Below are 14,816 nucleotides of genomic sequence, written 5' to 3'. Positions count from 1 at the left end.
CGTGGGCCCTCGCCGGGGCCGCTGATCATCGTCTGGAGAACGAATATCATGCGGCACCGACAACGCGTCGGCCAGGGCTTTCCGGTCAGTGGCCGGCGGTCCGGTCCAGCGGGCCCCAGTTCCCCCTCTGCCGGGCCACCTCCTCCTCCGCTTCGAAGATCACCCGTGTGTCGACCCAGGCGATCGGCTCCACCTCCCTGACCAGAGGCTCGTTGTCGGGCCCGCGTCCGACCTCACGGCCGCGCAGCACCCAGGGCCGCACCCCGGGCCCCTTCGAACGGCGCAGATGGCAGTAGTCGTACAGGCGCCGGGCGACCCACAGCCGGACCGGCCGGCTGGACCACCACGACTCGACGTCCAGGGCGTTGACGGACAGCCCCGGCAGCGGGACACCGGTCAGGTCGTCCGTGCTGGCCGTCTCCCCCAGGTCGGTCCGGGGGCCGCGGGACCAGCGCACATACAGACGCCTGCCGCTCTCGACCAGACGGGCCAGCTCGTCGAGGGAGGTGATCAGAGGCAGCTCGGAGGGGAGGGTCATACGGTGCTCGCTCCTTGGGTGTCGCTGCCGCCCGGTCCCGGCCCGGCCCGCTGGGCCGGGCCCTCGCACCCGGAGAGCGGGGCACCGGAACGGCACACGACCGCGTGCCCCCGCGCGGGGACAGGAAACCCGGCCGGCCTCGGTGACCTGCGGAGATCGGCACGGCCGGGACCGCAGCCCGGGCGTACGGCCCGGCGGCAGCCCGCCGGGGCGCGGCATGTTTCCCCCATTTGCCAGCGGTTAGGCGGTATGGAGCAAGACGGCACGAAACCACCGCGAGGAGGCCGTTATGGGCAAGCTGGGTGACATGGCGAACAAGGCCAAGAAGATGGCCAAGGGCCACCCCGACAAGGCGGACAAGGGCGTCGACCGCGCCGAGCGGACGATCGACGAGCGCACCGGCGACAAGTACGACGCCCAGACGGACAAGGCCGCCGAGTCCGTGCGCCGCTCCTACGGCAACGACGAGGACCAGCTGCGATAAGGCGGCGGGCGAGGCGGGGCGAGCCGAGGCGGGTCCCGCGGACGGACGGCGGGGGCCGTCGGCGCTTCGAGCGCCGGCGGCCCCCGCTTCCGCCGTGCGGCGCCGGGCGGGCGGAACGGCGCTTCCGTCCGGATCCGCGGGTGACGACCGCCCGCGACGGGATACCCGGGCGGCATGAGCGAACACCACACCGCCGAACACCGGCCGCTGGCCCTGGTCACCGGAGCCTCCAGCGGCATCGGGCTCGAACTCGCCCGGCAGTTCGCCGAGCACGGCTTCGACCTGCTGGTCAACGCCGAGGACGACCGGCTGACGGCCGCGGCCGGGGAACTGCGCGCCTCCGGTACCGAGGTACGGGCCGTCCGGGCCGACCTGCGCCGCCGCGACGAGGTCGAACGGCTGTGGGCGGCCGTCGCCGAGACGGGACGGCCGGTGGACGCCGCGGCCCTCAACGCCGGCATCGGCCGGGGCGGCGCGTTCACCGAGACCGACCTCGACGACGAACTCGCCCTCATCGACCTCAACGTCACCTCCACCGTGCATCTGGCCAAGCTCCTGCTGCGGGACATGGCCGCCCGCGGCGAGGGCAGGGTGCTGATCACCTCCTCGCTCGCCTCCACCATGCCCGGGCCCTTCCAGGCGGTGTACAACGCCTCGAAGTCCTTCCTGCAGTCCTTCGCCGAGGCCGTCGCCGAGGAGCTGAGGGACACCGGGGTGACGATCACCTCGCTGATGCCGGGCCCCACCGACACCGACTTCTTCCGCCGCGGCGACCTGGAGGACACCAAGCTGGCGGAGCAGGCCACCGACGATCCCGCGCTGGTCGCCCGGCAGGGCTTCGAGGCCCTCATGGAGGGCGAGGGGAAGAAGCTCGCCGGTTCGCTGAAGTCACGGGCCCAGGGCCGGGCCAACGCAGTGGTCCCCGACCGCCTCAAGGCGGCCGCCCACCGCAGGATGGCCGAGCCCGGATCCGGCGATCCGGAGAAGTCCTCCTGAAACGGCGGCGGAGGCGGGCCGGCCCGCCTCCGCCGCTCTCAGTCCCCGGCGACGTCCCGGCGCTCGAAGGCCGCGACGCCCGCCGGCACGGCCAGCAGTCCGAGACCGGTCATAACCGCCGCGGGCAGCGGCTCGAACGGCTCGACGGGCACGGTGGCCAGGTGGTGGAACGGCGACAGGTCCAGCACCTGGCCGGGCCAGTCCAGCGCCGTCCCGATCGTCTCCACCAGGTAGGCGGTGACCGCGACGGCCGCCGACAGGCCGACGGTCAGCCGGGGCGCCATGCCGTAGACCAGGACGGCCAGGCCCGTCAGGAGCACCACCACGGGCAGGGTGTTCAGTACCGATCCGAACGCGCCCGCCGCCTCCACGTCGGCCCCGCCGGCCACCGAGCCGACCCACACGGCCAGTGCCGCGGCGGCCGCGAGGAGCAGGGATGCGGCCAGGGCCAGCAGGATGTGGCCGCCGAGCCAGCGGCGCCGGGAGACCGGCCTGGTGAGGGTGGACTCCAGCCGTCCGGCGGCCTCCTCGGCGCGTGCGGCGCCGATCCGCCAGCAGGCGTGGAGGGAGAGCAGCAGGCCGAACAGCAGGCCCATGGTGCCGAGATAGCCCTCGGTGACCCGCTGCAGGTCCCATCCGAGCCGCTGGAGCATCTCCCGGTAGGACGCCTGCCCGGCCACGAAGTCGGTGACCGCCTTGGCCAACGACCCGGTCACCAGGGCGTAGAGGGTGATGCCGGTCAGCCAGCCGACCAGCATGCCCTGCGTGCCGCGCCAGGCGAACGCCGCCGGACCGCCCAGCAGCCCGAGCCGGGCGCGGCGGCTGTCGGAGTCGGCGATCAGGGCGCCGCCGGTGTCGCGCATCGCGCGCAGCCGCACGGCGACGGCGCCCAGGAGCACCGGCGCGGCCAGCAGCAGGAGCAGGGCCGTCCACCGGGGGTCGCCGTAGGCGTGGAGTTCGTCCATCCAGCCGAACGGGGTCAGCCAGCGCAGCCGGCCGCGGGAGTCGCTGCTGTTGGCGGCCATCCTGAGCAGGAAGGACGCGCCGAGCACCGCGGTGGCGACGCCGGTGGCACGGCGACGCACCTCGAACACCTGCGCGGTGACGGCGCAGACCCCGGCGAACGTGGCCGCGAAGCCCGCGACGCCCAGCCCGAAAAGCGCCGAGCCCGCCGCGGCGGCGCCCGACAGCGTCAGCGCCGCCGCGATCGCGGCGGCGGTCACGGCGATCGCGGCGGCGAGGACCAGCAGGTGCGTCAGCAGGGCGCGGCCCGCCCGCACCGGCGCCGCCAGCACGGACTCGGCCCGCCCCGTCTCCTCCTCGCCGCGCAGCAGCCGTCCGGTGGTCAGCACCGCCCAGATGCCGGTGATCGCGGCCAGGATCCAGCCGGCGTCCCAGGCGGCGAAGCCGCCGGGGGTGTCGACGGCGTGCGGGATGCCCTGGAGCATCCGCACGGCCGGGCTGTCTTGGAAGGTGGCGATGGTGCGGCGCGATGCGGCGTCGGGGTAGGCGGCGAGGTAGGCGAGGACCTCGACGGCCGCGTAGAGGGCGGTCGACAGGGCCAGTACGAGGGTGCCGCGGCGGACCAGCCGGATCCCCAGCCGGGCGATCGCCGCCTCCGTGCGGTACCGCCGCGCCGGGCGGGCGGCGGGGGGTGCGGGCACGGTCTTGGCCATGGGGACCGCCTCCTACCGCGGGGCCCGCGGGTCCGGCGCGTCCGGTCCGTTCCGGGCACCGGGTCCGGGGCCGGGTCCGGCACCGTCCGGCAGTGCGCCGTGCGCGGCGGCGACGGCCCCGCGCTGCCCGGAGGTGGCCTCGTAGTAGGTCAGGAAGATCTCCTCCAGGCTCGGTTCCCGGCTGCGGAGCCGGACCAGTCCGGCCGAGGCGAGCCGGGAGAGCGCGGCCGACGGCGGCCCGGTGACGGACACCCGCAGGCCGCGGTCGATCCGCTCCACGGCGACCACGCCCGGCACTCCGTCGAGCCGGGGTACGGGACCGTCCAGGACCGCCTCGAACACCGTGGTGTTCAGCCCGCGCAGGTCCTCAAGCGCCGCGACCTCCACCAGCCGCCCCGCGCGCAGGATCGCCACGCGGTGGCAGATGTCCTCCACCTGGTCCAGCAGGTGCGAGGAGAGGAAGACCGTCTGGCCGCGGTCGGCGGCCTCCCGGGCCAGCGCCTGGAACTCCGCCTCCATCAGGGGGTCTAGACCGCTGGTCGGCTCGTCCAGCAGCAGCACGTCGGGCCGGGTCATGAACGCGGCGGTCAGTGCGATCTTCTGCCGGTTGCCCTTGGAGTACGAGCGGGCCCGCACGCTCGGGTCGACCCTCAGCCGCTCGATGAGCTCGTCCCGGAAGGCGTCGTCGGCGCCGCCGGACAGGTTGGCCAGATGGGTGAGGATCTCCATGCCGGTCAGCTGCGGCCACAGGGAGACGTCGCCCGAGACGTAGGAGACGTGCCGGTGGGCGCGCTCGACGTCCTCCACCGGTACGCCCATGATCCGCGCCGTCCCGGCGGTCGGGCGGACGAGGTGGAGCAGCAGGCGGATCGTGGTGGACTTGCCCGCCCCGTTGGGGCCCAGGAAGCCGAAGATCTCACCCTGCTCCACCCGGAGGTCCAGCCCGTCCAGGGCGGTCACCGTGCCGAAGCGCTTCGTCAGCCCCTCGGTGTCTATGGCCGGAACGCGCACGCCGCACCTCCGAGGTCCGGAAGGACGTCTCCCACGCTACAGACCTCTGCGGCCGGAGGCAGGGGGAGAGTGCGCCCGCGGCCCCGCGACGGTGGTGACCACCCGTACCAGGGCGGGTGTGCGGGGCGCGGAGCCGAACCCGAACCGCACCGGCGGATCGACCGGTGCGAGCGGACCCAGGTCCCGGCCCTCCCATGACGCCTCGACCGCGGTGATCCGGCGCAGGTCCCGCACTCCGTACCACTCCCGGTACCCGCCGCCCGCGCTGCCCCTGGTCCGCACCCCGGGCATCAGCCGGGCGGGGATGTCGGTGAGCGCGACCCAGGCGGGCCGGGCGGCGAGCGGGGCGGGTACGCACCGCAGCAGCAGCCCGAGCCCGCCCCGGCGGCCGGCGGCGAAGCGCATCCGCAGCGGTCCGGCCACGACCTGCCAGTGCCCCCGGGCCGCGTCCACCTCCACCGGGACGGCCAGCACCCGGTCGAAGCGGTAGACCGCGGCGACGAAGTCCGCGATCCGTCCGGCCGGGGCCAGCAGCAGCCGCTGCCCGCCGGCCCGTTCCAGCATCACGTCGCTGAACGGGCCGAACGGCGACCGGGGCCAGTGCCCCAGGACGATCCGCGTCCCCGAGGACGTCCCCACACCGGCGATCCATCCGTGGAACCGCTGGGCGTTCCTCACCATGGGCACCCTTTCCGGCCGGAAGGGGCGCTCCGGCGGATCACCCCGTGAGGTCCAGGATGCCCCGCCGGGTGCCCCTGCGCCCGGGACGGGACGGGCCGGGACGGGACGGGCCGGGACGGGACGGGCGATTCCTCAGCCGGGCGCCTGCGCACGCTCGTCGATCAGGCCCTGTTCGCGCAGATCGGTCCACAGGCCCTCGGGGACGCCCGCCCCGAACGCCTCGGTGTCGCGCCGCACCTCCCCGGCCGAGCGCATGCCGAGCACGACCCCCGCGACGACGGGGTGGCGCAGCGGGAACGCCACCGCGGCCCGCGGAAGCGTCACGCCGTGCGCCTCGCAGACGTCGGCGATGCGGTGCGCCCGCCGCAGCACGTCCGGCGGGGCCGGCGCGTACTCGTAACGCGCCCCGTCGGCCGGACGCGGCTCGGCGAGGATCCCGGAGTTGAACACCGCGGCCGCGAGCACGGGGACGCCGCGTCCGGCGCACGCGGGCAGCAGGTCGTCCAGGGCGCTGTGGTCCAGCAGGGTGTAGCGGCCGGCGAGCATGACCACGTCGACGTCGGCCTCCTGCACGAGCCTGGTCAGCATGCCGGTGTGGTGCATCCCAGCGCCGATGGCGCCCACCACGCCCTGGGAGCGCAGTTCGGCGAGCGCCGGGTATCCGCGGCGCAGCGCGTCCTCGAAGCACTCCTCCGCGTCGTGGAGGAAGAGCACGTCGACACGGTCGGCGCCCATGCGGGCGAGGGAGTCCTCGACGCTGCGCAGCACCCCGTCGCGGGAGAAGTCCCGTACGCGCCGGTGCGTGGCGGGCGCCTGGAAGCTCTCGTCCGTGCGGCCCTGCGGGTCCTGCGGGACCAGGATCCTGCCCACCTTGGTCGACAGCGTGTACTCCTCCCGCGGCCTGTCCCGCAGGAAGTCGCCGATGCGGCGCTCGGAGTGCCCGATCCCGTAGTGCGGGGCGGTGTCGAAGTAGCGGACACCGCCTTCCCAGGCCGCCGTGAGCGCCCCGGTCGCGGTGTCGTCGTCCAGCGGTTCGAAGAGTCCTCCGAGCGGTCCGCCGCCGAAGCCCAGTTCCGTGACCTCCACCGTGCTGCGCCCCAGCCGGTTCTTCCTCATCCCGCCGTTCCCTCCTCCTGCGTCACGCCGCCGCTGCCTCCGGACACGGGAGACCCTTACGGAGGTGAACCGTCCCCGCGACTCCCTGCGGAAGGCCGCCCGGCGGCGGATCCCGTGCGATACGCCGCGGTACACCGGTGCCCTGGCGGCGGCCCGGATTCCCCGGCGCGCCGCCGCCGTGTGCCACCATGTCCTCCACCGAAGCTCCGCCCACGGACGGCACACCGGAGTGACCACGCAGATGACAGCATCGGACGGCGCTCCGCGGCGGGCGGTCCTCGGCACCTGGCCCACACCGCTCGAACCCGCGCCGCGCCTGGCCCTCGCCCTCGGGCTGGAGGCGGAGGACCTGTGGATCAAGCGGGACGACCTCACCGGTCTCGGCGGCGGCGGCAACAAGGTGCGCAAGCTGGAGTGGCTGTGCGGGGAGGCACTGGCCGGCGGCGCCACCGTCCTGGTCACCACCGGCGCGCCCCAGAGCAACCACGCGCGGCTGACGGCGGCCGCGGCCGCCCGGCTCGGCCTGGGGGCCGTACTGGTGCTCGCCGGCCGCCCGGGGGCCTCCTCGTCCGGCAACCTCGCGCTCGACGGCCTCCTCGGCGCCCGGGTGGTGTGGGCGGGCGACACCGACGCCGCCTCGCTCGACTCCGTCGCACACGAGATCGCCGAGAAGCTGAGCCGGCAGGGCGCCGTTCCGGCGCTCCTCCCCTTCGGGGGCTCCAGCGCGCTCGGCGCCCGGGGCTACGCCGAGTGCGGACGCGAGCTCCTCGCCCAGGCCCCCGGCCTGGACACGGTCGTCACCGCCGTCGGCTCCGGGGGGACCATGGCGGGACTCGTCGGCGAGCTGGGCGCGCACCGGGTCCTGGGGGTCCACGTCGGCGCCGTGTCCGCCCCCGCCATCACCGTATCCCGCCTGGCGTCCGGCCTGACCGGCGCGTACTGCCCGCCGGAGTCGCTGCGGCTGCGCACGGACCAGGTGGGGGACGGCTACGGCACACTGACGGAACCGGCCCGGTCCGCGCTGCTCCTCGCCGCACGCACCGAGGGACTCGTGCTCGACCCCGTCTACACCGGCCGGGCCCTGGCCGGTCTGGCGGCGGCCGTCGCGGACGGTACGGTCCGCCCCGGGCGCCGCACGGTCCTGCTGCACTCCGGCGGCCTGCCCGGGCTCTTCGGCCACGCACCGGCGCTGGCCGCGGCGGAGGCCGGGCTGACCGACGCGGACTGATTCCCCCGGCCTCCTCGGGGCGGCTTCCCGTCCTGCCTGGTCAACTCTGATCAACAGACCTGCTGCCAGAGCGGGTTGGAGCGCGTAGTTTGACGGGAGCAATCGCGCAGGACCTCAGGAGGAAGCTCCCATGGCAGATGGAACGACCACGTCCGAGCAGGTGTCGGCCCGGATCGACACCACCGTCCCGCACTCGGCCCGGATGTGGGACTACTGGCTGGGCGGCAAGAACTACTACGAGGTGGACAAGGCCGCCGGCGACCAGGTCCGCAGGATCCACCCCGGCATCCTGGACTACGCCCGGGCCGACCGGGCGTTCCTGGGCCGCGCGGTGACCCATCTGACCGGCGAGGCGGGCGTCCGGCAGTTCCTGGACATCGGCACCGGTCTGCCGACCAGTGAGAACACCCACGAGGTCGCCCAGCGCATCGCGCCGGACGCCCGGATCGTCTACACCGACAACGACCCCATCGTGCTGGCGCACGCCAGGGCCCTGCTGACCTCCACCCCCGAGGGCGTCACCGACTACCTCGACGCCGATCTGCACGACCCCGACGCCATCCTGCGGGAGGCGGCCAAGACCCTGGACTTCACCGAGCCGGTCGCGGTCATGCTGCTGGGCATCGTGATGTTCATCGAGGACACCGACCGGGCCCACGCGATCGTGAAGCGGCTCGTGGACGCGGTTCCCTCCGGCAGTTACCTGGTGCTGTCGCACACCATCACCGCGCCCGGGCTGGACGACGTGGACGCGGCGGTCGAGTACTGGAACAGCGTCGGCACGCCGAAGCTCCACCAGCGCACACCCGAGGAGGTCTCGCGGTTCTTCGACGGGCTGGAGCTGCTGGAGCCGGGCGTGGTGTCGTGCTCGCGATGGCGGCCGGAGCCCTCGCCGGCGGGTGAGCTCCCCGACGAGGTGGCCTTCTACTGCGGCGTGGCCCGCAAGCCCTGACGGACGCCCGGGGTCGTCCGGACCGGACCGCCGTCAGGCGCCGCCCGTCGGCGGTTCGGTGAAGGCGCCGGCGGACGCGGCGACGGCGGCGGCGCGGGCCGCCCGGCCGGGCAGCCGGAGGTCGGGCGGGGTGCGCAGGAGGACCGTCTCGTGGTAGAGCGGCGCGGTGGCGGCGACGAGCAGGGCCCGGGCGTCGGTGCCCGCCGGTGTCTCCCCGCGCCGTACCGCGCGTTGGACGACCGCCTCGCAGCGCGCGTACCGGTCGTCCCAGAAGCGCCGCAGGGCATCGGCCGCCTCCGCGGAGCGGAACGACGCGGCGATCAGGGCGGCGGTGACGGACGGCCGTTCGGTCAGGGCGGCGTACACCTCCTGGTTCAGCGCCGTCAGATCGCCCGCCAGGTCGCCGGTGTCCCGCGGCCGCCACCCGTCGTCCCCCGCTGCGTCGAGGACGTCGGCGAGCAGGCCTCCCACATCCCGCCACCGCCGGTAGACCGTGGTGCGGTGCACGCCCGCGCGGGCGGCCACGGCGTCGACGGTGAGCTCGTCGTAGCCGTGCTCCACCAGCTGGGCGCGGACGGCGTCGAGGACCCGCTCCCGAACGCGGGCACTGCGACCTCCAGGGCGGCGGGCCGGAGCGGGTGCGGTGGGGTTCGGGCCGGGGACTCCGGTTGCCCCCTGGGACGGTGCCATGGCACCATGATAACGCAACTGTTGTCGCGTTAAGGAGTCGCCGATGCTCTTCCGAAGCGTTCACCCGGCCCTGCGGCCCCTGTCGGCCGCACCGTCCACGAATGCTTCGGAGTGCCCGCATGCCCACGCAGATCGCCGTCCGCGCCGTCACCAAGTCCTACGGCGGGAGGATCGTCCTCGACTCGGTCACGTGCTCGCTCGCCGCCGGTGAGCGCACCGGGATCGTCGGCGAGAACGGCTCCGGCAAGACCACCCTGCTGCGTCTGCTGGCAGGCCGGGAACACCCCGACCGGGGGGAGGTCGTCCTCCACGCCGAGGGCGGCGTCGGCCACCTCGCCCAGGACGAGCGGCTGCCGGCGCACCTGACCGTCCAGAACGTCCTGGACCGCGCCCTGCACGAACTGCGTGCGCTCGAGGAGCGGCTGCGCCGCCTGGAGGCCGGGATGGCCGACGGCGACGAGTCGCACCTGACCGAGTACGGGGACCTGCTGACGCTTTACGAGCTGCGCGGCGGTTACGACGCCGACGCCCGGACGGAGCGCGCCCTGCACGGCCTGGGCCTGGGGCGGCTGCGCCGCGACCGCCCGGTGGGCGGCCTCTCCGGCGGCGAGCGGGTCAGGCTGCGGCTGGCCGCGGTCCTCACCGCCGCGCCCGAGGTGCTGCTGCTGGACGAGCCGACCAACCACCTCGACGACGACGCCCTGACCTGGCTGGAGGAGCATCTGCGCACCCGGCGCGGCACGACCGTGGCGGTCTCGCACGACCGGGTCTTCCTCGAGCGCGTCACCACCACCCTGCTGGAGGTGGACGCCGATCGCCGCACGGCGGTGCGCCACGGCGACGGCTACTCCGGCTATCTCGCCGAGAAGGCGGCGGCCCGGCAGCGCTGGGCCCAGGCGCACGCCAGGTGGCGGGCCGACGTCGACCGGCTCCGCGAGACCGCCGCCACCACCGCCCGCCGGGTGGCCCCGGGCCGGGCCATGAGGGACGGCAACAAGATGGCCTACGACCGGGCGGCGGGCCGCGTACAGCAGTCCATCGCCGGCCGGGTGCGCAGCGCGGAGGAGCGGTTGCGCCGCCTGGAGGCCGCCCCGGTGCCGCCCCCGCCCGAGCCGCTGCGGTTCACCGCCGTGCCGCGTACCGGCCGCCCGCACGGGGAGGCCGCGTCCCCGGAGGGCCCGGCCCGGGAAGCCCCGCAAGGTGCCGTGCTCGAAGCCGACGGCATCACCGTCACCGGCCGGCTCGGCCGCACCGGCCTGAGCGTCGCACCGGGTGAGCGGCTGCTGGTCACCGGGCCGAACGGGGCGGGCAAGTCCACCCTGCTGCGCGTCCTGGCCGGCGAACTGCCGCCGGACACCGGGAGGGTGGCCCGTCGCGGCCGGATCGGCCACCTTCCCCAGGAGCCGGCGCCCGGGCGGCCGGGCGAGACGCTGCTGAGCGCGTTCGCCCGCGGCCGGGCGGGAACGGCCGAGGAGCACGCCGAACGGCTCCTCTCCCTCGGCCTGTTCGCGCCCGACCGGCTCTCGGTGCCGGTGACCGGCCTGTCCACGGGCCAGCGGCAGCGCCTCGCCCTGGCGCGGCTGGTCACCGAACCGGCCGACGTGCTGCTGCTGGACGAGCCGACCAACCATCTCTCCCCCGCCCTCGCCGAGGAGTTGGAGGCCGCTCTGGCGGGCTTCGGCGGCGCCCTCGTCGTCGTCAGCCACGACCGCCTGCTGCGGCGGCGGTGGCGGGGCCGGCATCTGGAACTGCGGGCGGTCCGTACGCCCGCCGCCGCGAACTGACCCCCGCCACGGACCGGATCCGCCGGACAGGCCGCCCACGCCACGACCACGAGGAGACGCCTCATGCCACGCCCCGCCCGCTCCATCGACCGCATACCCGTGCCCGGGTCCGGCGCGGGTCCCTACGCCCTGACGGCCGGGCCCGACGGAGCCCTGTGGTGCACCCTGGTCCACTCCGGAGGGATCGCCCGACTCGAACCGGGCGGCCGGCTCGACGTCCACCGGCTCGACTCCGTTTCCTGCGGACCCTCGGTGATCGCCCCGGGTCCCGACGGGGCGCTGTGGTTCACCCGTCTCCGGGATCACCGGATCGGGCGGATCACCGTGTCCGGGCGGACGGCCTCGTATCCCGTCCCGGCCCCGGACAGCGGCCCGTTCGGCATCGTGTGCGGTCCCGACGGGGCACTGTGGTTCACCCAGACGCGCACCGGCCGGATCGGCCGCGTCACCACCGACGGCCGGATGACGGAGTTCTGCCTGCCGGCCGCCGGCGCCTTCCCCTCCGCCATCGCCGACGGGCCCGACGGGGCACTGTGGTTCACCCTCAACCAGGCGGACGCGATCGGACGGATCGGCCTCGACGGAAAGGTGGTGGTCCATCCGCTTCCCACTCCGAAGGCCGCGCCGGTCGGCATCACGCGCGGCCCCGACGGCGCGCTGTGGTTCACCGAGATCGGCGCCGGGCGGATCGGCCGCATCACCACCGGCGGCCGCATCGACGAGTTCCCCCTGCCCGACCCCGCCTGCCGCCCTCACGCGATCACCGCCGGGCCGGACGGTCTGTGCTGGTTCACCGAGTGGGGGGCGGGCCGGGTCGGTTCCGTCGACGCGGACGGCCGCGTCGAGGAGTACGACCTCCCGGTGGCCTCCTCGGAGCCGCACGGTCTCGCCTTCGGTCCCGACGGGGCACTGTACGTGGCTCTGGAGATCGGGGAGATCGCCAGGCTGGAGGTGTAGCCGCGCACGAGGACGCGCGGAGGGCGGCGGGACGCGTGCCGCGCGGTACCGTGCCTCACACGTCGGGGACGCGCAGCTTCTTCCAGCTGGTGGGGCCGGGGATGCCGTCGGCGTCCTTGCCGGTGAAGCCCAGCTTGCGCTGCCAGGCGGCGTAGGACTGCCGGTCTGCCTCGCTCCACCGGGGACCGGGGCCCACCTTGTAGCGCCCGCAGCCCTCGGCCACGAGCCGCTCGCCCATCGCCGTGACGATCCTGCTCTCGCGGCCGATCCGGAAGAAGTCCGCTCCGGGGAAGGGCTCGTACCGCGCCGGCGGCTTGGGCGCCGGCTTGGTGGGGCCGTCCGCCTTCCTGCCCAGGCGCTTGGCGATGCGGCCCCGCATGGTATCCATCGAGAATCCGCGCGGATCCACCTTGCCGGGCTGCCACTCCCGGTGGCCGATCACGGACTTCTCGGTCCAGCCGTGCGCCCGGCAGACGGCGGCCGCGGCCTTCTCGATCGCCAGCTTCTGCGCCTCGGGCCACGGGTCCCTGCCGTCGCCGAGGTTGACGCACTCGAAGCCGTAGAAGTGGCGGTTGCCGTCGGTGTCGGCCTCGTTGTCGCCGGGCAGGGCGCGTTCGGCGATGACGGCCCTGAGCACGTCGCCGTCGCCCAGCCCGGCGTGGTTGGCGCGGCCGTTGCCGACCAGGTGCACCACGCCCTCCTTGTCGATGACGCCGTGGCACAGCGGGCCCGGCAGCGTCGAGTGCCCCTCGTAGCACAGCTCGACGGTGTGGTCGGTGCCTCTGGTGACGGTGTGGTGGATCATGACGCCGTTCACCGGGCCCCAGGGCCCTTTCCCGTTGCGGTTGTGCGTGCGCCAGTTGCGGTATTCGCGGACCTCCAGACCCTCGTCCCGCAGCGCTTTGACCAGTCGTGAGGCGCTCAGGGGTGTGGCCATGCGTCACTCGCTCCTCTCGGATGTGCCCGGCACCGGGGTTCGCGCCGGGGTTCGCGCCAAGGTGTGCGCCGGACCCGGCGCCGGGTCCGGCACGGGGATTCCCGTCCGCGTGTCAGGCCCGCGGTCCGGCCGTGTCCGTCGGGATCTCCGGTTCTCCCTGGGCGGCCGGCGCCCGCGCCTCGGCCTCCGCCCGGGCCTCGGCCGCCAGCTCCTCCTCGGTCGCCGCCGGAACGGGACCGGCCAGCGGGCCGAAGGACAGCCGCAGGTCGGAGACGCCGTGCTCGCCCATCACCCAGGCCAGCGGCGCGTAGTGCACCCGGATGCCGGCCGGTGCGCGCAGCAGCGGTTTGCGGGCGGCGTTCACCGGCCACTCCACCGCCCCGGTGGCGGTACGGGCCGGGACCAGCCAGTGGTCCCCCGGCCGGTAGGCGCCGCCCGGCTCGAAGTACACCTCGACGCCGTCCTCCAGCGGCAGCCAGCGGCCCTCCTCGACCCGGACCGCCCCGCCCCTCAGACGGCTGCGCGCGCCGCGTCCGCCGCGCCGCGTCTCCTCCCGGTGGTCCCAGCGGCGCAGGCAGGGGTACAGCTCGGGGCGCCGGCCGACGCCGCCCCCGGGCTCACCCGACAGCCTCACGCGCCGCCCCGGCAGGTCCACCTCCTCCACCCTCAGCAGCGGCAGCGGCTCGCCGCGGCTGGTGTAGGCGGTGTCGGCGAACTCCACCCAGTCCCCGGTGTTCAGGTCGAGCCTGCCGTCGCCGCCGAGCGTGGCGAGCTCCACCCAGGTGCCGTCGAGGCCGTCGACGGGCAGGACCACCGAGCCGTTCTCCCTGGACCATTTGAAGGTCGCCCCGTCCGCCGTCCCGCCTTCGTGGACCTCCACCCGGTAGAGCTGGTTCTCCGGGCCCCGGTAGCGGGCGTCGGGCCGGAGCAGGCACGGGTCCTCGTCGGCCCGTTCGGGGCGCCGGCTGCGCGCCGCCATGCGCGAACCGGGCGCGGAGCGCTCGTCGGCCCACCGGTGGAAGGCGGTGCGCAGGGCGTCCTTGCCGGTCTCGCCGTCCTCCACCCCCAGCTCGGAGCCGGGCAGCGCCAGCACCTGCCAGACCACCTTGACCCGGGCGGCGGTGTCCGGCACGTCGGGGCCGAGCGCCACCTCGCGCAGTGCCGGGTCCTCGGCCGCGGTCACCGACCGCTCCCACACCTTCAGGTAGGCCAGGTAGGGGAAGGCGGTGGGCAGCCGGTCACCGGGGCGCTTGGGGTCGCGGTGGCCGTCGGGCTGGTCCCAGTACGTCCAGTGGGCGGGTGCCGCGTCCGCTCCGCCGGCCCTGTCCCCGGCCCGGCCTCCCGCCCGGTCCCGGCCGTCACCGTCGCGTCCGCCGTCCTCGCCGCCGTGGCCGCCGCCGTCGCCATCGCCGTCGTCCTCGACGGCCTCGCCGGGGGCGGGCCGGGAGGCGTCGCACAGGATGCCGTCGACGTAGTAGCGGCCGCCCCCGATGGTCAGGTCGTCCAGCTCGTGGCCGCGGCTGTCGAGCCCGATGGCGAAGCCGGTGGCACCGGCCGGCCCGCCGTGCCGCCCGATCAGGTCGGCGGCGACGGTACGGGCCTGGTGGAGCTGGATCGCGGTCTGCTCGTTGGCGTCCGCGTCGAGCTGTACGCGGCCCTGCTGGGCGAGCACCGCCGAGTAGTGCCGCTCCGGCCGGAAGGTGATGCGGGAGAGATCAGCGTGCATGGATGGGGTCCCCCTCGAAAGGTTTTCCGTACGTCTGCGA

14 protein-coding genes are annotated in these 14,816 nt (G+C 75.0%); 6 read left to right on the top strand and 8 right to left on the bottom strand.

Annotated features, from left to right (window positions below; all coding sequences use genetic code 11):
- Positions 1-85: 85 nt before the first annotated feature.
- Positions 86-538, bottom strand: a complete 453-nt coding sequence (locus QPK52_RS24905) for a DUF6098 family protein (RefSeq protein ID WP_410539719.1) — start codon at positions 536-538, stop codon at positions 86-88.
- 289 nt (positions 539-827) lie between these two features.
- Here QPK52_RS24905 and QPK52_RS24900 point away from each other — a divergent pair, with 289 nt between their 5' ends.
- The gene (locus QPK52_RS24900; RefSeq protein ID WP_410539718.1) at positions 828-1,022 is read left to right on the top strand and encodes an antitoxin; all 195 of its coding nucleotides are present in this window, start codon (positions 828-830) and stop codon (positions 1,020-1,022) included.
- Between the two features lie 174 nt (positions 1,023-1,196).
- Positions 1,197-2,018, top strand: a complete 822-nt coding sequence (locus QPK52_RS24895; protein ID WP_410539717.1) for an SDR family NAD(P)-dependent oxidoreductase — start codon at positions 1,197-1,199, stop codon at positions 2,016-2,018.
- Positions 2,019-2,056: 38 nt separating this feature from the next.
- Here the strand turns inward: QPK52_RS24895 and QPK52_RS24890 are convergent, their stop codons facing one another.
- The 4 genes from QPK52_RS24890 to QPK52_RS24875 form a co-directional block, all read right to left on the bottom strand.
- Positions 2,057-3,694, bottom strand: a complete 1,638-nt coding sequence (locus QPK52_RS24890; protein ID WP_410539716.1) for a hypothetical protein — start codon at positions 3,692-3,694, stop codon at positions 2,057-2,059.
- Between the two features lie 12 nt (positions 3,695-3,706).
- Positions 3,707-4,705 carry an ATP-binding cassette domain-containing protein gene (locus QPK52_RS24885; protein ID WP_410539715.1) on the bottom strand — a complete coding sequence of 333 codons (999 nt, stop codon included), beginning with the start codon at positions 4,703-4,705 and terminating at the stop codon, positions 3,707-3,709.
- A gap of 36 nt (positions 4,706-4,741) precedes the next feature.
- Positions 4,742-5,386 (bottom strand): hypothetical protein, encoded by a 645-nt coding sequence (locus QPK52_RS24880; protein ID WP_410539714.1) that lies wholly within the window; start codon positions 5,384-5,386, stop codon positions 4,742-4,744.
- A gap of 132 nt (positions 5,387-5,518) precedes the next feature.
- The gene (locus tag QPK52_RS24875; RefSeq protein ID WP_410539713.1) at positions 5,519-6,502 is read right to left on the bottom strand and encodes an aldo/keto reductase; all 984 of its coding nucleotides are present in this window, start codon (positions 6,500-6,502) and stop codon (positions 5,519-5,521) included.
- Positions 6,503-6,743: 241 nt separating this feature from the next.
- On the opposite strand from QPK52_RS24875, the gene QPK52_RS24870 reads away from it, so the two are divergent.
- A complete protein-coding gene (locus QPK52_RS24870; protein ID WP_410539712.1) occupies positions 6,744-7,730 on the top strand; it encodes a pyridoxal-phosphate dependent enzyme in 987 nt (328 codons plus the stop codon).
- 130 nt (positions 7,731-7,860) lie between these two features.
- Positions 7,861-8,682 carry an SAM-dependent methyltransferase gene (locus QPK52_RS24865; RefSeq protein ID WP_410539711.1) on the top strand — a complete coding sequence of 274 codons (822 nt, stop codon included), beginning with the start codon at positions 7,861-7,863 and terminating at the stop codon, positions 8,680-8,682.
- 33 nt (positions 8,683-8,715) lie between these two features.
- Here the strand turns inward: QPK52_RS24865 and QPK52_RS24860 are convergent, their stop codons facing one another.
- On the bottom strand, positions 8,716-9,372 hold the full coding sequence (locus tag QPK52_RS24860) for a TetR/AcrR family transcriptional regulator (protein ID WP_410539710.1): 657 nt from the start codon (positions 9,370-9,372) through the stop codon (positions 8,716-8,718).
- A gap of 119 nt (positions 9,373-9,491) precedes the next feature.
- On the opposite strand from QPK52_RS24860, the gene abc-f reads away from it, so the two are divergent.
- Positions 9,492-11,156: a ribosomal protection-like ABC-F family protein gene (abc-f, locus tag QPK52_RS24855; RefSeq protein ID WP_410539709.1), complete on the top strand. Its 1,665-nt coding sequence runs from the start codon at positions 9,492-9,494 to the stop codon at positions 11,154-11,156.
- 63 nt (positions 11,157-11,219) lie between these two features.
- The gene (locus QPK52_RS24850; RefSeq protein WP_410539708.1) at positions 11,220-12,113 is read left to right on the top strand and encodes a virginiamycin B lyase; all 894 of its coding nucleotides are present in this window, start codon (positions 11,220-11,222) and stop codon (positions 12,111-12,113) included.
- A 55-nt stretch (positions 12,114-12,168) separates the two neighbouring features.
- Here QPK52_RS24850 and QPK52_RS24845 read toward each other — a convergent pair whose 3' ends face one another.
- Positions 12,169-13,050, bottom strand: coding sequence for a peptidoglycan-binding protein (locus QPK52_RS24845; RefSeq protein ID WP_410539707.1), 882 nt, complete (start codon positions 13,048-13,050; stop codon positions 12,169-12,171).
- A 112-nt stretch (positions 13,051-13,162) separates the two neighbouring features.
- Positions 13,163-14,776, bottom strand: coding sequence for a DUF6519 domain-containing protein (locus QPK52_RS24840; protein ID WP_410539706.1), 1,614 nt, complete (start codon positions 14,774-14,776; stop codon positions 13,163-13,165).
- Between the last annotated feature and the right edge of the window lie 40 nt (positions 14,777-14,816).

Source organism: Streptomyces sp. KL2, assembly GCF_046529545.1.
Taxonomy (GTDB): domain Bacteria; phylum Actinomycetota; class Actinomycetes; order Streptomycetales; family Streptomycetaceae; genus Streptomyces; species Streptomyces radiopugnans.
This window is presented reverse-complemented; position numbering and strand designations above follow the sequence as displayed.